The following is a 21,063-nucleotide window of genomic DNA, read 5'->3' as shown; positions in this document are numbered from 1 at the left end:
GCGCGAGCCCGTTCGTCCCAAACTCGCCAAGGAGGAGAGCCATGCCGATCAGCAATCACCGCAATGCGGCCACGCGATGGTTCGGCCGGTCAGCCGACCTGTTGCTGCCCATCGAACGGCGGATTCTGGAAAGCGCGAGACAGGGCACGACCATCGCCCGCGATGTCAACGCCCATTTCAAGGCGCAGTCGACTGTCGGCGAGCGGCTGTCCGACCGCATCGCCGAAATAGGAGGTTCCTGGAGCTTTATCCTCAGCTTCCTGGGTTTCCTGGTGCTGTGGGTCATCGTCAACACAGTGCTTCTGACGCGCCAATCCTTCGACCCCTATCCGTTCATCTTCCTCAACCTGATCCTGTCCATGCTCGCTGCCATTCAGGCGCCGATCATCATGATGTCGCAGAACCGGGCGGCTGCGCGCGACCGGCTGGATGCGAGCCACGATTATGAAGTGAACCTCAAGGCGGAGATCGAAATTCTCGCACTGCATGAAAAATTCGACGCGATACGCGATGCCGAGCTGAAGCAGATCGCCGAGACGCTGGTTCGCATCACCGACCGGCTGGCCCGGTTGGAAGGCGCAGGCAGCAGCGTTTCGAACAGCACTCTCGGGAGCCCGCCGACTTGAGCGGCATCGTCCATCGGGTTGCCCTTGTTCTGTATGCTCAATGCCCTGTCGGCGGCAGTTTGGACCGGGCTATTCGTCTCGTTGGGATGGACTTTCGGCCTCGCCGCCGAAACGGTTCTGCGGCGCCTGTTCGCGCGGCACCAAGGTTTTGTGCTGGCGGGTATCGCGCTGGTACTGACGGCGGGGCATTTGGGCGGATTTTTCGTGAAGCGGCGGAGGCGTAGGAGCGAAGCTGGGGATTGAGAATGCCGCCTTCCCCCGAAAGCCACTTTCTTGCGCCGTAAAACTCTGCGACAAGCGCGCCACGTCGAACTGCGACGGGACGTTCGATCGCGCCTAGGCCGTCGCACTCCTGACGCGCGGAGCCGCTGTGTACGAAATCCTGAGCCTCATCGGACAGTTCGGACCGATCATCGTCCTGGCCGGAACCTTCTTCGAGGGCGAGGTCTTCGCGATCATCGGCGGCTTTCTGGCCTATCGCGGATCCTATCCGTTCGAGATGATGATCGCGCTGGCCTTCGCCGGTTCTTTCGTCGGCGATCTCTCGGTCTTCCTGTTCGCTCGTTTTTCATCGAATCACCGTTGGGTGGCGCGGTGGCGCAGCCGGCGGAAATTCGCCAAGGCGCTCGAATTGGTCGAGCGCTACCAGGCCTATTTCGTCATCGTGAATCGGTATATCTACGGCTTACGAATGCCAGGTCTCATCGCCCTCGGCCTGTCGCGGATCTCGATCACGCGCTTCGTCCTGCTCAACCTGTTCGGCGCGGCGCTCTGGGCCGGCATCTTCACGACGGTCGGCTACGTCTTCGGCTATTCGATCGGCTCTGTCTTCGCACATCTCCAAGTAATGGAACGTGGCGTCGGAATCGTGCTGATCGTCATCGCGGTGGCGCTTGCCGGCTGGTTCGCATGGCGCCAGTGGGGTCCGGTTTTCATGCGACGCGCGCGGAACCGGCGCGGTGAGCGATTGGCGCCCGGCTCGAAGCGTCGTCCCACCGATCCCGACCTGCGATAATCGGGTTCGATCACCGCAGCTTGGTTCGACGCTTTCCGTCCGCTCAAATCCCGATCGCGGCCTCTCCACGGTCGAGAATCAGAGGAATGATCAGATCCTCCTCGTCGGCGAGATGCCGCACCAGGCGGTTCAACAAGCGCTCGCTGGCATCGGCATAAGCGTCTGAGGCCCTGCGCGCGTCGTCACGGGGCCCGCCGGGGCCGATCTCAATCGCCAGGAAACGATTGGCCGTCTCGGCCGTGGCCAGAAGGTCCTGGTGAATCACATCGTGATCGGCCTCGAGCAATTCGAATCCGTGAGCGAGCTTGTGTTCCGCGCGCTGAAACACCGGAAAATAATGCTGATCCTCGATCCCGTGGTGGTCTTCCAGCTGGGTGAGGAAGAACTGCAGCCGCGGCGCGAACCACTGCCGAAAGGGGCCCATCGCGACCGTGCCCTCGCGCTGCTGGGACAACGCCCCTTGAAGAGCGGCGCCAAGCTCGCGGAACATGTCGTGCCGCTGCAGCCAGAAGCGCGCCGTTGCGCCGAGATTTTGATGCCCTGTCCATATCTCGCGTGGATAGCGATCCAGCAAGTCGCGCAAATCCGCTGGCAGTCCGGTGCGGGTATCGAGATCGAAAACACTCTGGTCCATCGGACAGGCGATTGCCCCCATTCCCTTCCGCTTTTCCGTAGTCTCCTCAGGCGAAGGCAAAGGCCTCCATGGAGAGCACGCCGAAATCGCGGCTGCCATGCAGCTTCCTGGCGGTCGCATCCGCTCCACCCGCACCGATCGCCACGTATAGCGGCATCAGATGTTCGTCGGTCGGATGATTCTCAACCGCAAAAGGTGCCCTCGCCCGATAATCGGTAAGGGCCTCGCGGTCGCCTGCGACGACGCGCTCGCTCATCCAGTCGGCGAAATCGGCAACCCAGGCCGGCGTTTCGGCCTGCCGCTCGCTTTGCTGCATCCGCGCGAACGCCTCGCGCAGATTGTGGGTGAACGAGCCCGACCCGATGATCAGAATGTCCTCATCACGAAGCGGCTCCAGCGCCGCTCCGAGCGCGAGGTGATGTGCGGGTCCTTGCGTCGGATCGACCGAGACTTGCACGACGGGGATATCCGCATCCGGATAAGCGAGGATAAGCGGCACCCAGGTGCCGTGATCGAAGCCGCGTCCGGTCGCGGCCTCCGCCGCGAAGTCATCATCCGTGAGTGCCTTTACGATGCGACTGGCGAGCGCCGGATCGCCCGGGGCCGCATAGCGCATCTCATAGAGGCGCCGATCGAAACCGCCAAAATCGTAAATCGTCTCCGGCCGTTCATCGCCTGACACGAGAACCCCGTTCTCTGCTTCGAAATGCGCGCTGGCGACGACGATCGCCCTGGGGCGCGGCAGGTCCGCAGCCAGGGTGCGCAGAAACCGTGCGGCCTCGGTCTCGGCAATCGCGATATCGGGCGATCCGTGGGAAATGAAGAGGCTGGGAAAAGACGCCATCAGGCCACTCCGTTGATCACCGCGAAGCTAATGCTGCTCCGGCGGTACCGTTAGCCACCTGAAAGCCGACGCAGTGTTTACCGTTCGCGGTCGTTCTCACCGGCTCTAAGGGAGCCGACCACCGTTCGGCCATCGCGTTCGGGAAATTGCTCCAGCCCGTCGCCGATGTCGTAGAAATCGGCCTTGCTGGCCGTGAAGATATGATGCGATGGGACGAGGCGGCTCGGCTGGTCGAACGCCCCGGCCAGGATCGAGGTCTGGTCGAGGCCGTCGTGCTTCCAAAACAGCAGCGTGCCGCAGGTAGAACAAAAGCCGCGCCGCGCGTCGGGCGACGACCGGTACCAGGTGAGCGTCTCGCCGATGACCGCCAGTTGGTCGTCGGTGACGCTCGTCGCGGCATAATGGAGACCGGATTGCCGGCGGCATTGATCGCAATGACAGAAGATGACCGGTCTGACCGATCCCCGGGTCTCGAACCGGACGCCGCCACAGAGACAGCGTCCGGTACGAATTGTCTCACCCGTCGGCATCACCAACTCCTGAGCCCCAGTCTCCGGCTGCGCGTTAGAAATTCGCTGCCTGCTTTGGCGCGTTAGCGGCCTGATCCTTCTTGAGAAGCTCGGCGACCAGGAACGCGAGTTCCAGCGCCTGATTGGCATTCAGTCGCGGATCGCAATGGGTGTGGTAGCGGTCCGAAAGATCCTCGGCCAAAACCGGCCGCGCGCCGCCGGTGCATTCGGTCACGTCCTTGCCGGTCATCTCGATATGGATGCCGCCGGCATGGGTTCCCTCGGCCCGGTGGACGTCGAAGAACCCTTGCACCTCGGCGAGAATCCGGTCGAACGGCCGCGTCTTGTAATGGTTGAGCGTGATGGTGTTGCCGTGCATCGGATCGCATGACCAGACCACCTTGCGTCCCTCTTTTTCGACAGCGCGGATCAGCTTCGGCAGATGCGCCTCGACCTTCTCATGGCCGAAACGCGTGATCAGCGTCAGCCGGCCTGCCTTGTTCTCCGGATTCAGCTTGTCGATCAGCCGCAGCAATCCATCGGCTTCCATCGAGGGGCCGCATTTCAGGCCGACCGGGTTCTTGATCCCGCGGCAATATTCGACATGCGCATGATCTTCCTGGCGGGTGCGGTCGCCGATCCAGATCATGTGGCCGGACGTCGCGTACCAGTCGCCGGAGGTCGAATCGACGCGCGTGAACGCCTCTTCATAGCCAAGCAGCAGCGCTTCGTGGCTGGTGAAGAAATCGGTCTCGCGCAGCGAGGGATGGTTCTCAGCGTCGATGCCGATCGCCCGCATGAAGTTCATCGTCTCGGAGATCCGGTCCGCGAGCTGGCGATAACGCTCCGCCTCGGGGCTACCGGCAACGAAGCCGAGCATCCACTGGTGGACATTGTCGAGGTTGGCATAGCCGCCCTGCGCGAAGGCTCTGAGCAGGTTCATCGTCGCGGCCGACTGGCGGTAGGCCATCACCTGCCGCTCCGGGTTCGGTATGCGCGAGGCCTCGTCGAACTCGATGCCGTTGATGATATCGCCGCGATAGGAGGGAAGCGTCTTGCCGTCCTTGGTCTCGCTGCCGGAGGAGCGCGGCTTGGCGAACTGGCCGCCGATGCGCCCGATCTTCACCACCGGCTGCGACGCGGCAAAGGTCAGCACCACCGCCATCTGAAGAAAGGCGCGGAAGAAGTCGCGAATGTTGTCGGCGCCGTGTTCGGCGAAGCTCTCGGCGCAGTCACCGCCCTGCAGCAGGAAGGCCCGGCCTTCGGCAACCTCGGCCAGCGACCGGGTCAGCTTGCGCGCCTCACCGGCAAAAACCAGCGGCGGAAAGCTCGCCAAACGCTTTTCGGTTTCGGCCAGCGCGTTCGGGTCCGGATAATCCGGCACCTGCTCGATGGGCATTGAGCGCCAGCTCGATGGTGTCCAGTCCTTCGCCATAACCATGTCTCCTGACCGGGCATCTCCCGGTCGTCTCTTGTCTCGTCGTGATCCGAAATCCCGGCTGTCAGGCTCGCTCGCCTCGACACGCCGGCGGCGTTTAAACATTTCTACGCCGCTTTGTCATCCTTTGCACGGCGCCAGTCTCGCGATGGCTTCAATCCGGATCGACGAACCGAGCGCCGCGATCGACCACGAGGCGATCAAACAGATCCGCCTCATGCCGGTCCAGACTGACCGCACGCGGATAACGCGGCTCGGCCCGATCGCGCAGAACGGCTGTCTCGAAGCCATGTGTCTCATTGACGAAACGCCGCAGTCCGGCCGCACCGTAGAGCGTATGGAACCCTTGCATCACCGCGTCGAGATAGCTCTGCAGGATGGCCGCCTGCATATCACTGGCATCGGCCGCGCCGCGATGCGCCTCGTATATATAGAGCGGCACGCCGGCGACCGGCGGCGCCTCGATTTGAAGGCGAGCGAGATCGACGATACGGCGACTGTAGCCGGCTTCGCGTTCGTCCACCGACGGCAGATGGTCGGCGAGATCGTAGACCACCACGCCTTCGACCGCATGGATGTCGGATGGATGGACCGATAGCAGCGCCATCGCGGCGCTCGGCTCGCGCGGTAGCCAGAACCTCCGCCAGCCCTCGACGCGGGCACGGCGAATGCCGAGAAACTTGGTGCGCAAGGTGCGCCGGTTGACCAATGACCCATAGCCAAAATAGGCGACGATACGCCCCTCGGCTGCGAGGCGCGGAAGGTCCGGATGATCGTCGTGGATGTCCATTGAAACGGCTCTACCGGGTCATCGCGGCGGATCAGGCGGCGACCTTTTCGCCCTTGCGGACCCGGTAGGTCGGCTCGTACATCGTCACCAGTTCCTCGGCCGCAGTCGGATGCACGGCCATGGTCGCGTCGAACTGGGCCTTCTTCACACATGCCTTGATGGCGATGCCGATCAACTGCGCCGTTTCGCCTGCCTCCGGCCCCAGAATATGGGCCCCGACCACGGTGTCGTCGTCCGCGTTCACGAGGAGCTTGATGAGCATCCGGTCGGGCCGGCCGGCCAGGATGTTCCGCATCGGTCGGAAGATCGTCTTGTAGACGTCGAAATTCTCGAGGTTCTTTTCGGCCTCGTCTTCCGACATGCCGACCGTCGCGATCTGCGGATGCGAAAAGACGGCGGTGGGGATGTTGACGTAGTCCGGCTTCGTCGGATTGCCCTTGAAGACGGTCTCGATGAAGCACATCGCCTCGTGGATCGCCACCGGCGTCAACGGAACCCGGCCGATCACGTCGCCGAGTGCATAGACATTGTCGGCGCTGGTCTTCAGGTGCTCATCGACAAGGACGCAGCCTTTTCTATCCATTTGCACGCCCGCCTTGTCGAGGCCGAGCTTCTCCGTGCTCGGTAGACGTCCGAGAGCTAGCATGATCTGGTCGCCCTCCCAGCAGGCGCCATCCGACAAGGTGGCGCGAAGCCCGCCGTCGTCATTGCGCTCCACCTTTTCGAAGACCGTCTTGGTGATGATCTTGATGCCCTTGTTCTCAAGCTCGGCGTGCAACAGGCGGCGCACATCCATGTCGAAGTGCTGCAGAATTTCCAGCCCCCGGTAGAGCACCGTGACCTCAACGCCGAGGGCGTTAAAAATGCAGGCGAACTCGATGGCGATATAGCCGCCGCCGGCAATGATGATCTTCTTCGGCAATTCGGCAAGATCGAAGGCCGCATCCGAAGTGATGCAGAGTTCGTGCCCCTCCAGCGCATCATGCGGATTGGGGTAACCGCCGACGGCGATCAACACCTTGTCGGCGGTGACCGTACGATCCGCATTGACCAGGCGAATCGTGTGGGCATCGTCGAACACCGCAGTGTCGCGGAGAATTTCAACGCCGGCCTTTTCCAGGTTGGCCTGGTAGATGCCATTGAGGCGGCGAACCTCGGCATCGCGGTTCCGCTTCAGCACGTTCCAGTCGAAAGAAGTCTCGCCAATCGTCCAGCCATAGCCGGCGGCGTCTTCGAAATGTTCGGCGTATTCGCCAGCATAGACCATCAGCTTCTTTGGCACGCAGCCGCGATTGACGCAGGTTCCACCGAGATCGTCATATTCGGCGACGGCCACCCGATGTCCCATCTGGGCGGCAAGGCGCGCGGCGCGAACGCCGCCCGAGCCACCGCCAATGACGAAGAGGTCGTAGTCATATGATGTCTGGGTCACGCGTGAATTCCGTCTGTTGCAACCATCGCCGGATCGAGCGTCACCAGCCGGCGCGAGAAAAGATTCGGTCGGCCGCGGCGCCGGTCCTGCATTGCCGTTAGCAAAAAGGGCGGCCAAATGACCACCCTTTTCGCATCATCGGCCCGTTGCCGTTTTCGTGAAGCCCTCGAAGGGCGCGGCTCTCTATTACTGGGCCGGGGTCGCAGCATCCGCACCCGCTGCGGCCGGAGCCGCATCCGCCGTCGGGGCGATCTGGCGTATGCCCTCGATCGCGCTCTCGCGCAGATCCCGCACGATGCCATTGCTCCAGACCTCGGCGGCGCCGACCATTTCGCGTGTCGCCGCAGGCCCTTGCGCCAACAGCTTCTTGCCGGCTTCCGAGTTGTAGAACTGAGCGATCTGCTGCAATTCCTCCTCGGTGAACAGCTTGGCATAGACGCGCGCGACCTCGTTCTCGAGATCGCCGCGCCGCGGCGCGAGCGCCAGTGCCCTTTCGTCCACCATGTCGGATATCTCGGTCTGGCGGTCGGGATTATTGCCGATCAATTCAGACTTGATCTGCGTCGCGGCGTTGAGAAGGATATTGTCGAACTGGTCCGTCGCGGCAATTGCCTCAAGCGCCGCGCGGGCGGCGGCGAGGTGCGAGTCCGAGATGTCCTGCGCAAGCGCCGTTGCCGGCAGCATCAAGATCACAGCCGCGACCATCAGGCGGGTCCGGCGCGTCAATTCGCTGAAGATCATGAAACCTATGTCTCCGTTCGATTTCTCTCGCGCGCCGATCCGGCTGCCGCGTCTGGCGCTTGAGTATTGGATTTCAGCCCGTTCTGGCAAGGGCGGCCGCCGGCCGCATGGCGAGACGGCTTACGCGGTCAGGGTCTCGATCCCGCGTTCGGACGCAAGGATCGCCTCGCTCGCCAAACCGATGAAGAGGCCGTGCTCGACGACACCAGGAACCTGGTGCAGCGCCTGTGAGAGCGCTTCTGGATCGGGAATGCGGCCAAAAGATGCGTCGAGAATCAAATGCCCGCTGTCCGTGATGAAGGGATCCGCGCCGCGCCGCCGAAGGATCATGTCGCCCTCGAGCCCGAGGCTGGCCGCGACCTTCTGGATGGCGAGATAGGTTGCCATCATTCCGAAGCCGTTGATTTCGATCGGCAGCGGAAAGGCGCCAAGGGTTTCGACTTTCTTGGAAGCATCGGCGATCACCAGCATCCGATCGGACGCGGCCGCAACGATCTTCTCGCGCAACAGTGCCCCGCCGCCGCCCTTGATGAGCCGCAACCGGCCGTCGACTTCATCGGCGCCGTCGATGGTCAGATCGAGCTGCGGCACGGTCTCCAGCGTTGCGGTCGGCACACCGAGTTCACGGCAAAGCGCTTCCGTGCGGTCCGATGTCGTGACGCCGATCACGTCAAGTCCAGCATGTACACGATCGGCGAGAACCCGGACGAAGGCCTCGGCCGTCGATCCCGTGCCGATACCCAGGCGCATGCCATCCTCGACATGGCCGAGAGCCGCCTCGCCCGCCATGGCCTTCAGTTTCGCCGGTTCCGTCATCAGCCCTGGGTTCCTCCTTGATCAGGTGGCTGCTCTAGCCTTTATCGGTTCGGCTGTCGATCAACCGGCCCCCGCGCAGCCGGTTGACCGCCGAAGCATGTCAGGCGAAGGGTCCGCGTGGCCGACGATGGAAACGTTGCGACCGGAAATGTGTGAGGAGTCATTCATTCATGGTGAAAGTCGCTGTCTTCGATCTCGACGGAACGCTGGTCGATACCGCGCCGGACCTCGCCGCGAGCCTCAACCACTGCCTTGCGGCAGCCCGGATGCCGGCGATGTCCCTCGACATGATCCGTCCCTATGCCGGACACGGCGCCCGCATCATGCTGCACGAAGCCTATCGACGCGACGGCCGTCCTCTTGCTGACGAGGAACTGAAAGAGCAGACCGCCCGGTTTCTGGCGCATTACGAGGCGAACATCGCCGTCACCTCGGTGCCGTTTCCCGGCGCCGTCGCAGCGATGGACCGGCTGGCGGAAGCCGGCTTCAGGCTCGCCATCTGTACCAACAAATACGAGCGCCTCGCGCAGTTGCTCTTGTCCGAAATCGCCCTCGCCAACCGTTTCGCTGCGATTTGCGGATCGGATACCTTTGCCCGGCGCAAGCCCGACCCCTCGCATCTGATCGGGACGATCGAACGGGCCGGCGGTCGCTGCGACGCGTCGATCATGATCGGCGACACGTCGACCGATATCGACGCGGCCGCCGCGGCGGGCATCCCATCGATCCTCGTGGATTTCGGCTATGCGCCGGATGCGAAGGCCCGCGCCCGGGCAAGCTTCATTCTCGACGATTACGCGCACCTGGACGCAGCGCTCGCCGGCCGTCTGATCGGCTCGGAAACTCACGTAGCCTAAATCCTGGCGCCGTCCCCCTCCGGGATGTTGACGAGCACGACCCGACGGCTCTATATCGCCGCACCTTCCCGGCGGCCACGGTCGCCCAGGCGGGGCGCGTAGCTCAGCGGGAGAGCACCTCGTTCACACCGAGGGGGTCACAGGTTCAATCCCTGTCGCGCCCACCATTTCTTTCAGTGAGTTAGATTAGCTTGGCTGCCAGCCAACATTGGCTTCCCCACCCCGATTGCCCCACCGTTTCAGGCGACTTTGCGTCGCCGACCGGCCCGCGAATTGAACGCAAACATCGCGTAAATCGCGGCATGTTGGGGTGGAGCGAGCACATTACATAACGCTAATCTAGACATGCGAATCTGGAGCAATATGTCCGCACGGACCGAGTGGGTCAGAGTGGAGGTTACGATGGACGATCTTCCGGACAATCCGAAGCGCGGCGCTGCCGCCGTGTCGCGAAGCCGCCGCGCCTTTTTACGCGGAATTTCTGGGAGCGGCTTGGTGGTGGGCGCTCTCGTTGTCGGTGGCGACGCGGGGGCTGAGGAGCCTCCTAGAGACGGGGGCGAAGAGGGATATCGGGAGAACGCCCATATCCGTCGCTTCTACGAGCTTTCCCGCTTCTGAGACATCAAGACAGGGATCGTTGCCTTGCTACGGAAAAAAACTTCAGTCGCCAGCGCGCACCGTGCTTCCACGGTCCGTTCCGACGCCGGGACGGTTTCCCGCCGCAGCTTTCTGCGCAATTCGGGGCTGGCCGTGGCCGGCCTCGCCGGAGCCAGCGCGATGGGGAGCGGCATGGTCCGCGCGCAAACTGATGAAGTCGCACCCGGGTCGGCGGATCCGCAGGTCAAGAAAACCATTTGTCCGTTTTGCTCGGTAGGCTGCTCAATCTGGGCGGAGGTCCAGAACGGCGTCTGGATCGGGCAGGAACCCGCCTTCGAAAGCCCCATCAATCTCGGTACGCACTGTGCGAAAGGCGCCGCCACTCGCGAACTCGCGATCGGCGAGCGGAGGCTGAAATATCCGACCAAGCTGGAAAACGGCAAATGGGTTCGGGTCAGTTGGGAACAGGCGATCGACGAGATCGGCGACCGGATTCTGAAAATCCGCGAGGCAAAGGGACCGGATTCGGTCTACTGGCTGGGGTCCGCCAAATTTTCCAACGAGATGGCCTTTCTGCACCGCAAGTTCGCCGCCCTTTGGGGCTCGAACAACACCGATCATCAGGCCCGTATTTGTCACTCGACCACGGTCGCCGGCGTCGCCAACACCTATGGATACGGCGCCATGACCAACACCTTCAACGACATCCACAATTCAAAATCGATCTTCCTTCTCGGCGGCAACCCTGCGGAGGCGCATCCCGTCTCCATGCAGCACCTGCTGCGGGCTAAGGAGAACGGCGCCAAATTCATCGTCGTCGACCCCCGCTTTACCCGGACCGCGGCCCATGCCGACGAGTATGTGCGCATCCGCCCGGGAACCGATGTCGCGTTTCTGTGGGGAGTGCTGAACTATATTCTTGAGCAGGGATGGGAGGATGAGGAGTACATCAACCAGCGGGTGTTCGGGTTTGATGACATCCGCAAGGAGGTGGCAAACTATCCCCTTGATGTCGTGACCAACATCACCGGCATTCCGGAAGACCAGATCCGGCGTGTGGCGGAGATCGTCGCGCAGAACCGTCCGGGCACCCTGGTCTGGTGCATGGGACTGACCCAGTCGACGATCGGCAGCAGCAAGACGCGCGCTGCCTCGATCTTCCAGTTGGCCCTCGGCAATATCGGCAAGCCGGGCGGCGGCGCGAACATTTTTCGCGGGCACGACAACGTCCAGGGCGCAACCGACCTCGGCGTCGCCTGCGACGATCTGCCCGGCTATTACGGACTCAGCGAGGACGCATGGAAGCATTGGGCCCGGGTCTGGGACCTCGACTACGAATGGCTGCGGGATCGCTTCACTTCCAAGGAGCTGATGGAACAGAAGGGCATGCCCGTCTCGCGCTGGTTCGACGGCGTGCTGGAAGCGGCAGACAACATCCAGCAACCAAACTCTCTGAGCGCCATGATCTTTTGGGGTCACGCGCCGAACTCCCAGACCCGCGGGCCCGATCTGAAAAAAGGCCTGGAGAAGCTCGATCTTCTGGTGATCGTCGATCCAGTGCCGACCGCCTCGGCGGTAATGGGTGAGCGGACCGACGGCGTCTATCTTCTGCCCGCCGCCACGACGATGGAATGCGCCGGTTCGGTCACCAACTCGAACCGCTCGCTGCAGTGGCGCGAGAAGGTCGTTGAGCCAATGTTCGAAGCGAAGACCGACTATGAGATCGCACGGCTGTTCGCGGAAAAGCTCGGCTTCGCCGAGCAGTTGCTGAAGCACATCGGCGTCGAGGACGGCGTGCCAGTGGCGGAAGACATCCTTCGCGAAATCAACCGCGGCATGTGGTCTGTCGGCTATAGCGGGCAGAGCCCGGAGCGGTTGAAACTGCATATGCAATACCAGCATCTTTTCCATCCCACGACGCTGATGGGCATGAGCGGGCCGGTGAAGGGCGAATATTACGGCCTTCCGTGGCCGTGCTGGGGCACGCCGGAAATGAAGCATCCGGGCACGCCCATCCTCTATGACCAATCGAAGACCATTGCGGAGGGCGGGCTGCCGTTCCGGGCGCGGTGGGGCGTCGAGCACGACGGCCAGAACCTTCTCGCCGAGGACAGCTATCCTAAGGGGTCGCCGATCCAAGACGGCTATCCTGAAATGACCGTGGCTGTCCTGGAGCAGCTAGGCTACCTCGGCCAGCTCACGCCGCGCGAGCAGCTCGTCATCGTCGCCACAGCAATGGGCGACTACCATCCTTCGCTTCTGGAGACGAGCGACGCCGATGCCCGGCAAATGCTGAGCCAGATGGAAGAGCCGAAACAATCGGACGTGGACCCCGCGGCCGAAGCGCGGGCTGTGCGCCAGCAGTTTCCCGATATGTCCGACAAGGCTCAGCAGGCGATTGCCGCCTATCTCGCTCATAAGAAAAAAGAGAAGGGCGACACGGGCTCGAAGAAGCAGGCCGGCGCAAATGACAAGCAGGATCTTTCGAAGACGGAGCCGCTGCGCGACAAGATCCTGCGCATCAACTGGAAGACCGATCTGTCCGGCGGGCTTCAGCGGGTGGCGATCGCCAATGGCCTGGCTCCCTTCGGCAACGGCAAGGCGCGGGCGATCGTGTGGAATTTCCCCGACGCGATTCCCGTCCACCGGGAGCCGCTGTATACGCCGCGCCGCGACCTCATCCCGAAATACAGGACCTACGAGGACCGCACCGATTTTCGGCTGCCGACGGCCTATTGGTCGATCCAGAAAAACGACTACAGCCGGGAGTTCCCGCTGGTGCTGACGAGCGGGCGCCTCGTGGAATTCGAGGGCGGCGGCGACGAAACGCGGGCGAACAAGTGGCTTGCCGAATTCCAGCAGGAGATGTTCGCCGAGATCAATCAGGCGGACGCGGCGCGGGCCGGCGTCTCGGACGGCGGCCAGGTCTGGGTCGCGACGCCCGAAGGCGCCCGCATCCGGGTCGCCGCGCTGGTCACCACCGAGTGGACGAGGGCACGGTCTTTCTGCCCTTCCATTTCGCGGGCATGTGGATGGGAGAGAGCATTACCGACCGCTATCCGTCCGGGACGGTTCCCTATGTCACCGGCGAAGCCGCAAATACCGCCATGACCTACGGCTACGACGTCGTGACCTTCATGCAGGAATCGAAGGCGTCGCTGTGCCGGCTCGAACCCGCTTGAGGAGTAGNACCGGCGAAGCCGCCAATACCGCCATGACCTACGGCTACGACGTCGTGACCTTCATGCAGGAATCGAAGGCGTCGCTGTGCCGGCTCGAACCCGCTTGAGGAGTAGCAGATGGCTCGGATGAAATTTCTCTGTGACTCGGACCGCTGCATCGAATGCAATGCCTGCGCGACCGCGTGCAAGAACGAGAACGAGGTGCCGTGGGGAATGGTGCGCCGACGGGTCGTCACGATCAATGACGGCAATCCCGGCGAGAAGTCGATCGCGATCTCCTGCATGCACTGCACCGACGCGCCCTGCATCGCGGTCTGTCCGGTCTCCACGCTCTATCAGAACGACATCGGCATCGTCCTGCACGACAAGGACACCTGCATCGGCTGCGGCTACTGCTACTACGCCTGCCCGTTCGGAGCGCCGCAATATCCGCGCGACACCAATTTCGGCTCCCGCGGCAAGATGGACAAATGCACCTATTGCGCCGGCGGTCCCGAGGAGACTGGCTCCCAGGCCGAGTTCGAAAAATACGGTCGCAACCGGATCGCCGAAGGCAAGCTGCCGCTTTGCGCCGAGGTCTGCTCGACCCGCGCTCTGCTCGCCGGCGACGGCGACGTCATCTCCGACATCTACCGAGAGCGGACCGAACACCGTGGCTATGGCTCGGGAGCGTGGGGCTGGACGACCGCCTACCACGCCAGCGATGCGGCCTGATCGCGAAAAGGAGAACAGGACATGTCAGCAGCACGGATAGCGGGCGGTCTCGTTGCGCTGCTCGCCGGCCTCCTCCTCGGTGTGGTGGTCGTTCTCAGCTTCATGAGCGAAAATCTCGTGCAGCCCGAGGTGTCGGTGGCGGGGGCGTCTGGCGGGGGCGAGGCAAGCCCCGTTGTTGCCGCCGAGGCCCTGATCGGGCGATCCAATCTGCTCGGGGACCGCGTTGAAGCTGGCCAGACCCGCGGCGTGAGTGTGGACACGGACGGTGGAGGACGCGCCAATCTCGTGTTCCGCGACGGCGTGGCCGCACCTCGGCAACTGACCTCCTCATGGCTGACGATCGGAGAAAAGGAAGCGCCTATCCTGCCCGAGGCGCGACGCATCCAGGGCATATCCTCCCTGCCCTACGAGAACGCCGCCTCCTTCGAGCAGCCCGGCGGGCGCACCTGGCGCAGCCTGCACAACGATCAGGTGAGGTACGGCGGCAGTTGGGTCATCTTCGGCGTACTTGCCGCGCTCGGCCTGTTTCTCTTCGTTCGGGGCCGGGTTAGGATAGCCGAAGGAAAAGCCGGCACGACGATCAAGCGTTTCTCGGCGACCGAGCGCGCCAATCACTGGATGACATCATCCGCCTTCGTTGTCATGGCGCTGACCGGTCTCGTAATCCTCTATGGCAAGCCGCTGTTGCTGCCGCTGATCGGCGAATCAGCCTTGGGCGATCTCGCCTGGGGCAGCGCCTGGCTCCACATGGCATCCGCGGTTCCTTTCGTCATCGGCGTGACGATGATGGTGGTGTTTTGGCTGTTCCATAACATTCCGACACGGCTAGACTGGGAGTGGCTCAAGCGCGGCGGCGGCATGCTTCGCGATGACGGCAAGAACCCACCGGCCCGCAAGTTCAACGCCGGTCAGAAGATCGTCTTCTGGGGCGTGACCCTCGGCGGCTTCGCGCTGCTCGCGTCGGGCCTCCTGCTCATGTATCCGTTTCTGCTGTTCGGATATGGCGGGATGCAGACGGCGCAGCTTTCGCACGCGATCATCGCTCTTTTGATGATCGGGCTCATCTTCGGGCATATCTATATCGGCACGATCGGGATGGAGGGGGCGTTCGCGGCGATGTGGTCAGGATGGGTGGACCGCAACTGGGCCAAGGAGCATCACAGCATCTGGTATTGCCAGATGACGGGCGAGGTCGGGACGCAGGAGCCCTCCTCCGCCGAGGCCGCTCCGGGAGAGCGCGGACCATGAAAGCATTCATCATTGGGGTCGTGCTCATGGCCGCCTTGGCGGCGCTGACGATCGGCGTGTTTCCCCTCGCCGAACAGTCGAGCGCGGTGGAAAGCCCCTCCGTTCATCTCGACGAGGAACGCTGATCAAGGACTTGGATCTGGCTGAAAGGTTTTGCTGATCGGGTTGACGATCGCCGAGAACTGCACAGGTCAAGAGAGGCGACCGACACGAAAAGGACATGGCTTTGGAAGGCTTGGCTGGCGCCCTTGTCATTGCATTTTTCGCGGCATCGATCGCCGCTGTGGTCCGGTTCGCGCCCTCCGGTTTTGCCGCCTCCCTGACCGAACCCCAGAAGACGCCGTTTCTTGGCGGCGGGACGCCGGACACCCATGCCTGGCAGCGCTACCATGTCCGCTACTACCCAATGACGCTGCTCTTCGTCGCCTTCGAGATGGAGATGATGTTCATGTATCCTTGGGCCGTCGTCTTCGTCGAAGAGGGCGGCAAGGCGATGATAGAAATGGGGATGTTCCTCGCCATCCTCTCCGTCGGGATCGTCTATGGGTGGCGGGAGGGCATCTTCCGGTGGCAATAGCCTTGCTTCGCCGCCTCGCGGGCGCGGCACCCGTCCCTGTTTTCGCGGCTGTCGGCGCCGGGATGCGCGCCGCGGCTGACGACCTTTTTCTCGACAGCCGGATCACTCGAACAAACAGCGTCTGCCATGCCCGAATTCTGCTTGTCGCGGGGCCGGTACGGGAGGCCGATCAGGACGATCTCCGCCGCCTGCATGATCAGATGCTACATCCTCGCGCGACGCTCTGGTGGAAGTCGAATCCCGGGCCGGACTTCGCTGAACCGGCGACTTCGGACGAGGACGACCCCGTCGCGGCTCTCGAGGCGATCCACCGCGCGCTGATCGACGGGACACGGGATAGCGAACCGGACATCCTGCCAGACGAGCCGCCCAATCCCTGGCGCGGCAAGGGAGATTACGGCCAGGGCGGCGAAGGGATGATGGGCGGAACCCCTTATGGCCGGCCGATGGCGATGACCGACGATGATCTGCGCGACGGATTGGCGCTCGACGCCTATACCGCGCCGTTCGGCCCGTTCCTGCCGATGCTCCCGCCGGGCCTGAAGCTGTCGGTGACATTGCAGGGCGACGTCATTCAGACCGCAAAGCTTTTGCGACCGCCCTTTCCCCAGGCGAAACCCGCCGACCGGAAGGTCAACGCCTTACGGGCTCTTGCGCGCTTCCTGCCGGTCCTCGGCCTTGACGCACAAGCCGTCCGCTGTCTCGAGGCCGCTCGATCCTTGAGCGCCGGCAAACCCATAGAGCTGACCAAAATCAGGCAGCTGCTTCGCTGGTCCGGTGCGCTTGCCGCCATCCCTCCCGGTATCGGCGTAGTCGAGGGTGCCGACGTCCGGATGCGGGTCGAGCGATGGCTGGCCGCGCTGGACGAAAGCCAGCCCGGGACGTTCGATGATTCCGCGACAACCTCTCCCCTCAAAACTGCTCGTCTCGTCCACCTTCTGCGCGGGCGCGAGTGGTGCGAAGCCGTTCTCATCGCCAACAGCTTCGATACCGAAACGCTGATCTCCCTGGCGCCTGTCGAAGCCGAGGATGCCGAGGCGGACGATCAGGACCGGAAGGACGAAAACCGGATGAATCATGAGGGGCATGGGGCTGGAAACCCGCATGGCGCACACGCTCACAGAGCGCCGGGCGCATGACTCAAGTGCTCGCGATCCTGGTTCTGCCTCTGTTTCTTTTGGCCGGCATCGTCGTAGCCGCCGTGCTCGACCGGACAGTGCCTACCCTCGTCGCCGGCCAATCCTTGAAAGCAAGCTTCGTTAGCCCGATCAAAGTCGCCGCATCGTTGGCGATGGCCCAGACCGGCGAGACGGAACATCCCGACAAGGTCAACTGGATTCTCGCTCCCCTCCTGTATTTCACGCTGGCCGCCATCGGTCTGAGCGTCGTTCCCTTCGCGCCGGGCGTCGTCGCCGCGGATCTCGATGCCGGCATCGTCCTGTGGGGCGCGTGCGAATCGCTGACCGTCGTCGCGGTGTTCCTGCATGGCTGGTCTGCGAACTCGCCGCTTCCCCTGATCGGCGCCTATCGCTACGTCGCGATCGGGCTTCCTGCCATGCTCCTGTCCATGTTCGTGCTGATCGCGGCCGCGCTTCCGGCCCAGTCTCTCGCCGTCACGGACATCGTCGAAGCGCAACGGAGCGTCTGGAACATCGTGCGCCAGCCCGCCGGGTTCGTCCTCTTTCTGATGCTGGGCCTGTCGCTCAGTCTTCGCGGCCCCTTCGACTATGCCGATCCCTACGATCTGGCCGGTGGAACGACGGCCGAGATCTCCGGGACGACCCGTTTGACATGGTGGCTGGCGCGGCTCGCCATGCTCGTCTCGGTTTCCGCGATGGCGGCGACGGTCTTCCTCGGCGGGTATCTCGGTCCGGTCTTCCCCGGGTTCGTCTGGCTGGTCCTGAAGACAGGTCTCGTTCTCGTCGTCCTCGTTGGCGCCGGCGAAGTCTTCGCCCGGCTGCCGCCGGACCGGATGATGAACCTGATCTGGCTGGCGCTGTTGCCGCTGTCGTTTCTCATGCTCGTCGCCGTCGGTGTGGAGCTGTTGTTATGGGGCTGATCGATCTCGCCTTCCTGGCGCTCTCCGCAGTCGCGATCGTCTCCGGCTGGCGCGTGTTCGCGACCGATTCCATGGTGCGCGCCTCGTTTCTTCTGCTGTTGTCCTTCACGGCGGTTGGGCTGATCATCCTGATGCTGGCCGCACCCTATATCGGCATCGCGACCATCTTCATGATGGCGGTGGAAATGATGGTGATGGCCCTCTTCATGGTGATGTTCATGATGAACCCGGCCGGACTCAATCCCATGATGATGGTTCACCAGAACCGCTTTGCGATCGGCGCCGGAATCGTCGCCTTTGTGGGGCTGAGCGCAGCCATCCTCGCGACGGATTTCCCGATCGACCCTGTCGATCCGAGCCGGCAGGTCATCCGCGACCTGGGCCTGGAAATGCTCGGCCCGTCGATGCTCATCTTCGAGACCGCGGGCGTCACACTTCTCGCCGCAATGGTGGGCGCCGTCGTTCTGTCGGCGCGAACCGGGCGTTTCGGTCGCTCGGACGAGGGCTCCCGCCCCCCAGGGCTGGAGGTGGGCGGCGAGCCGGCCGGCCGTCGGGTCGAAAAGGCAAGCGGTCACGGCCATCATCACATGCACGGTTCCCATGATGGACATGAGGACGCGGAACACGCGGAGGGACATCCGGAGGCTGACGGTCACGACGCCGATGGCGGCGAAAGCGGGCGGCGGCCGTCGCTGCGCAGCGATTGGTCGGCCGGGGACCGATCGATGACCTCGAAAACGGAGGCACCCTCGTGAGTCTCGTGAGCGTCCTGATCGTCGCCAGCGCCCTGATCGGCATCGGCCTATATGGCGCTCTGTCCCAACAGTCCTTTGTCATGCTGATGATGGGACTGGAACTGATGCTCAATGGTGGCCTCCTCGCGGTGATCGGCTTCTGGTCGTTCAGCCTCGGCGGAGCACCGGAGGGGCAACTTCTGGCGATCATCGTCATGGCCGTGATGGCCGTCGACATGGCCGTTGGCTTCGCGCTCGTCACCGCCGTCTATCGAAAACGACAGGCCGACACGACCGAAAGCCTGGGGACGATGAAGCACTGATGCTGTTCCTGGTCGCCCTCCTGCCCATTGTCGCCGCGGCCGCCGTGCCGCTGACATCCCAGCTCGCCGGTGCCCCCAGCCGTCGCCTGCTGATGGTCGTTGCGATGGTCGGTCTCGGGCTCACTCTTCTTCTGGCGTTGCTGGCCGCCGCGGGCGGTTGGACCGGAACGATCGTCTGGTCGGGACCCCTCCGCCTGACCGCGGTGCTGACACCAATCGCCGGCGCCATGGCGATGCTTGTGCCCGTGATCGCGCTGCCGATCCTGGCCTATGCCGCCTTCCACGAAGACGAGACCGGTCTCGGGCGGCTCGTCGCGATCCTGCTCTTGTTCGTTGCCGGAATGGAGCTTCTGGTGATCGCCGACGATCTGCTGACTCTTCTGATTGGCTGGGAGCTGGTCGGTGCCTGCTCCTATCTTCTCATTGCCCATGATTGGCGTCATGCCGATAATGCCGCGTCCGGCCTCTACGCCTTCCTGATGACACGCTTCGGCGATCTCGGATTGTTTGCGGCGGCCATGGCCGCCTACGCCGCGACGGGCTCGTTCTCCTACGACGGTCTGAGCAACATCTCAGGCCCGCTCGCCGCCATCGTCGCGTTCGGCCTCTTGCTTTCGGCGGCTTCGAAATCCGGCCAGGTCCCGTTTTCCCCTTGGCTGTTTCGCGCCATGGCGGGACCAACGTCCGTCTCCGCGCTCCTCCACGCGGCAACGATGGTCGCCGCTGGCGCCTATATCCTCATCCGCCTTGAACCATTCCTGGCGACGGTGCCGGGCGTCCCTGAAACGATTGTTGCGATCGGACTGGCGACGGCTCTGTCGGGCGGGCTGGTGGCAACCCTCCAAAACCACGCCAAGAAGCTGCTCGCCGCGTCGACGTCGGCTCACTATGGCCTGATGTTCGTCGCCGTGGGGTCCGGATATCCCGGCATCGCCTTCCTGCATCTCGTCGCCCACGCCGCCTTCAAGGCGCTCTTGTTTCTGGCCGCCGGAATCGCGGGGGAACGGGCGGGGAGCTATGGCCAGCATCTCATGGGGTTTGGCCGGGCGTTGCCCCTCGTCGCGACCATGACCGCCATCAGCGCCCTCTCTCTGGCCGGCATCCCCCCACTTGGCGGTGCCTGGACCAAGGAAGCTATCGTCACGGCTGCGGAGCATGGGAGTGTCTGGATTGCGGCGGGCGTGATCCTGGCAGGCGGGCTCAGTGCGGCCTACGCGACCCGGTTTCAACTGTCAGCGTTCGGGCTTGTCGAACGCCAGGAGCAGGATTCTCCCAAAGCCAAGCCCGGCCGGGTCGAAACAGGCGCCGTCGTGGCGCTCGCCCTGCTGACGCTGGCAACATCCCTCGTCTGGGTGCCGTCGGTGCGCGAAGCAACCGGCCGGGTGCTCGAAATCGAGCTCCTTGAGGCAAGCCTCGCGACCTTTATCCTATCGACTGCGGCCGTCGCGGCCGGGCTTCTCGTCGGTGTGTTTCTGGTCCGCCGTTTTCCGGAGATTGGGGTTGAGGGACGATCCGCGGAGACGGCCGACTGGCTCGGCCTGCCGGACCTGATCGAGCGGACCATCACCCGTCCCGTAACACGCTTGGCAGTGGCGGCCGCGGCGGTGGACGATCGGGTGATCGATGCCGGCGTCCGGCTGATCGCCAATAGTGGCGCTCGCGCCGCGCGGCTTGGCGGTCGGAAGGACGATCGCGTCCTCGACCGCGGAGTCACCGCCAGCGCCAGCGCTGTCACATGGCTCGCCTCGGCGAGCGACCGCACGGGCGAATGGCTGATCGACGGCCTCGCCGAGGGCACCGCCCTGATCGTCGGGCAAAGCGGGCGCGATGCCCGGCGCCTGCAGACGGGCATGTCCCACCATTACTATGCCTTGGCCACCGGCGGCGCGATCCTCGCCTTCCTGTTCCTCCTGATTGTTTCCTGACC

Annotated in this window: 22 protein-coding genes and 1 tRNA gene; 15 read left to right on the top strand and 8 right to left on the bottom strand. The window is 63.5% G+C overall.

Annotation, left to right across the window (positions count from 1 at the left end):
• Nucleotides 1-41: 41 nt before the first annotated feature.
• A complete protein-coding gene (locus VQ044_RS05690; protein ID WP_327645725.1) occupies nucleotides 42-626 on the top strand; it encodes a DUF1003 domain-containing protein in 585 nt (194 codons plus the stop codon).
• A gap of 370 nt (nucleotides 627-996) precedes the next feature.
• Nucleotides 997-1,641, top strand: coding sequence for a DedA family protein (locus VQ044_RS05685; RefSeq protein WP_327622852.1), 645 nt, complete (start codon nucleotides 997-999; stop codon nucleotides 1,639-1,641).
• Nucleotides 1,642-1,684: 43 nt separating this feature from the next.
• On the opposite strand, the gene VQ044_RS05680 is transcribed toward VQ044_RS05685, so the two are convergent.
• The 8 genes from VQ044_RS05680 to rpiA all read right to left on the bottom strand — a co-directional run bounded on the left by VQ044_RS05680 (nucleotide 1,685) and on the right by rpiA (nucleotide 8,845).
• Entirely contained in the window at nucleotides 1,685-2,275 is a 591-nt protein-coding gene (locus VQ044_RS05680; RefSeq protein WP_327622853.1) for a hemerythrin domain-containing protein, read from the bottom strand.
• A 46-nt stretch (nucleotides 2,276-2,321) separates the two neighbouring features.
• Nucleotides 2,322-3,119 (bottom strand): DODA-type extradiol aromatic ring-opening family dioxygenase, encoded by a 798-nt coding sequence (locus VQ044_RS05675; protein ID WP_327645726.1) that lies wholly within the window; start codon nucleotides 3,117-3,119, stop codon nucleotides 2,322-2,324.
• Nucleotides 3,120-3,196: 77 nt separating this feature from the next.
• On the bottom strand, nucleotides 3,197-3,649 hold the full coding sequence (locus tag VQ044_RS05670) for a GFA family protein (RefSeq protein WP_327645727.1): 453 nt from the start codon (nucleotides 3,647-3,649) through the stop codon (nucleotides 3,197-3,199).
• A gap of 34 nt (nucleotides 3,650-3,683) precedes the next feature.
• A complete protein-coding gene (locus tag VQ044_RS05665) occupies nucleotides 3,684-5,063 on the bottom strand; it encodes a class II 3-deoxy-7-phosphoheptulonate synthase (RefSeq protein WP_327645728.1) in 1,380 nt (459 codons plus the stop codon).
• 157 nt (nucleotides 5,064-5,220) lie between these two features.
• Nucleotides 5,221-5,856 carry a gamma-glutamylcyclotransferase family protein gene (locus VQ044_RS05660; RefSeq protein ID WP_327645729.1) on the bottom strand — a complete coding sequence of 212 codons (636 nt, stop codon included), beginning with the start codon at nucleotides 5,854-5,856 and terminating at the stop codon, nucleotides 5,221-5,223.
• Nucleotides 5,857-5,887: 31 nt separating this feature from the next.
• Nucleotides 5,888-7,288 carry a glutathione-disulfide reductase gene (gor, locus tag VQ044_RS05655; RefSeq protein ID WP_327645731.1) on the bottom strand — a complete coding sequence of 467 codons (1,401 nt, stop codon included), beginning with the start codon at nucleotides 7,286-7,288 and terminating at the stop codon, nucleotides 5,888-5,890.
• Nucleotides 7,289-7,474: 186 nt separating this feature from the next.
• Nucleotides 7,475-8,029, bottom strand: coding sequence for a DUF2059 domain-containing protein (locus VQ044_RS05650; RefSeq protein ID WP_327645733.1), 555 nt, complete (start codon nucleotides 8,027-8,029; stop codon nucleotides 7,475-7,477).
• A gap of 120 nt (nucleotides 8,030-8,149) precedes the next feature.
• A complete protein-coding gene (gene rpiA / locus VQ044_RS05645; protein ID WP_327645734.1) occupies nucleotides 8,150-8,845 on the bottom strand; it encodes a ribose-5-phosphate isomerase RpiA in 696 nt (231 codons plus the stop codon).
• A 170-nt stretch (nucleotides 8,846-9,015) separates the two neighbouring features.
• Here rpiA and VQ044_RS05640 point away from each other — a divergent pair, with 170 nt between their 5' ends.
• From VQ044_RS05640 to VQ044_RS05580, 13 genes are all read left to right on the top strand, one after another.
• Nucleotides 9,016-9,702, top strand: coding sequence for an HAD-IA family hydrolase (locus VQ044_RS05640; protein WP_327645736.1), 687 nt, complete (start codon nucleotides 9,016-9,018; stop codon nucleotides 9,700-9,702).
• A 92-nt stretch (nucleotides 9,703-9,794) separates the two neighbouring features.
• A tRNA-Val gene (locus tag VQ044_RS05635) sits at nucleotides 9,795-9,869 on the top strand.
• A gap of 235 nt (nucleotides 9,870-10,104) precedes the next feature.
• Nucleotides 10,105-10,320 (top strand): formate dehydrogenase, encoded by a 216-nt coding sequence (locus VQ044_RS05630; RefSeq protein WP_327645738.1) that lies wholly within the window; start codon nucleotides 10,105-10,107, stop codon nucleotides 10,318-10,320.
• A 24-nt stretch (nucleotides 10,321-10,344) separates the two neighbouring features.
• Entirely contained in the window at nucleotides 10,345-13,410 is a 3,066-nt protein-coding gene (locus VQ044_RS05625) for a molybdopterin-dependent oxidoreductase (protein WP_327645740.1), read from the top strand.
• Between the two features lie 188 nt (nucleotides 13,411-13,598).
• A complete protein-coding gene (gene fdh3B / locus VQ044_RS05620; protein ID WP_327645742.1) occupies nucleotides 13,599-14,195 on the top strand; it encodes a formate dehydrogenase FDH3 subunit beta in 597 nt (198 codons plus the stop codon).
• Nucleotides 14,196-14,216: 21 nt separating this feature from the next.
• Nucleotides 14,217-15,443 carry a formate dehydrogenase subunit gamma gene (locus VQ044_RS05615; RefSeq protein ID WP_327645744.1) on the top strand — a complete coding sequence of 409 codons (1,227 nt, stop codon included), beginning with the start codon at nucleotides 14,217-14,219 and terminating at the stop codon, nucleotides 15,441-15,443.
• Complete coding sequence (locus VQ044_RS05610) at nucleotides 15,440-15,568, top strand: hypothetical protein (RefSeq protein WP_327622866.1); 129 nt, start codon at nucleotides 15,440-15,442, stop codon at nucleotides 15,566-15,568. Before VQ044_RS05615 ends, VQ044_RS05610 begins: the two co-directional genes overlap by 4 nt.
• 95 nt (nucleotides 15,569-15,663) lie before the next feature.
• On the top strand, nucleotides 15,664-16,020 hold the full coding sequence (locus VQ044_RS05605; RefSeq protein WP_327622867.1) for an NADH-quinone oxidoreductase subunit A: 357 nt from the start codon (nucleotides 15,664-15,666) through the stop codon (nucleotides 16,018-16,020).
• Nucleotides 16,011-17,159, top strand: coding sequence for a hypothetical protein (locus VQ044_RS05600; RefSeq protein ID WP_327645746.1), 1,149 nt, complete (start codon nucleotides 16,011-16,013; stop codon nucleotides 17,157-17,159). Before VQ044_RS05605 ends, VQ044_RS05600 begins: the two co-directional genes overlap by 10 nt.
• Nucleotides 17,156-18,079, top strand: coding sequence for an NADH-quinone oxidoreductase subunit H (locus VQ044_RS05595; RefSeq protein WP_327645747.1), 924 nt, complete (start codon nucleotides 17,156-17,158; stop codon nucleotides 18,077-18,079). Before VQ044_RS05600 ends, VQ044_RS05595 begins: the two co-directional genes overlap by 4 nt.
• Nucleotides 18,070-18,834, top strand: a complete 765-nt coding sequence (locus VQ044_RS05590) for an NADH-quinone oxidoreductase subunit J family protein (protein WP_327645748.1) — start codon at nucleotides 18,070-18,072, stop codon at nucleotides 18,832-18,834. Before VQ044_RS05595 ends, VQ044_RS05590 begins: the two co-directional genes overlap by 10 nt.
• The gene (gene nuoK / locus VQ044_RS05585) at nucleotides 18,831-19,136 is read left to right on the top strand and encodes an NADH-quinone oxidoreductase subunit NuoK (protein ID WP_187389396.1); all 306 of its coding nucleotides are present in this window, start codon (nucleotides 18,831-18,833) and stop codon (nucleotides 19,134-19,136) included. The genes VQ044_RS05590 and nuoK overlap by 4 nt, the downstream gene beginning before the upstream one ends.
• Nucleotides 19,136-21,061 carry an NADH-quinone oxidoreductase subunit 5 family protein gene (locus tag VQ044_RS05580; protein WP_327645749.1) on the top strand — a complete coding sequence of 642 codons (1,926 nt, stop codon included), beginning with the start codon at nucleotides 19,136-19,138 and terminating at the stop codon, nucleotides 21,059-21,061. The genes nuoK and VQ044_RS05580 overlap by 1 nt, the downstream gene beginning before the upstream one ends.
• Nucleotides 21,062-21,063: the final 2 nt, after the last annotated feature.

This window comes from Aurantimonas sp. C2-5-R2, assembly GCF_036549495.1.
In the GTDB taxonomy this organism is placed as follows: Bacteria; Pseudomonadota; Alphaproteobacteria; order Rhizobiales; family Rhizobiaceae; genus Aurantimonas; species Aurantimonas coralicida_A.
The sequence above is the reverse complement of the archived record's forward strand: the minus strand, read 5'-3'. Positions and strand labels throughout refer to the sequence as shown.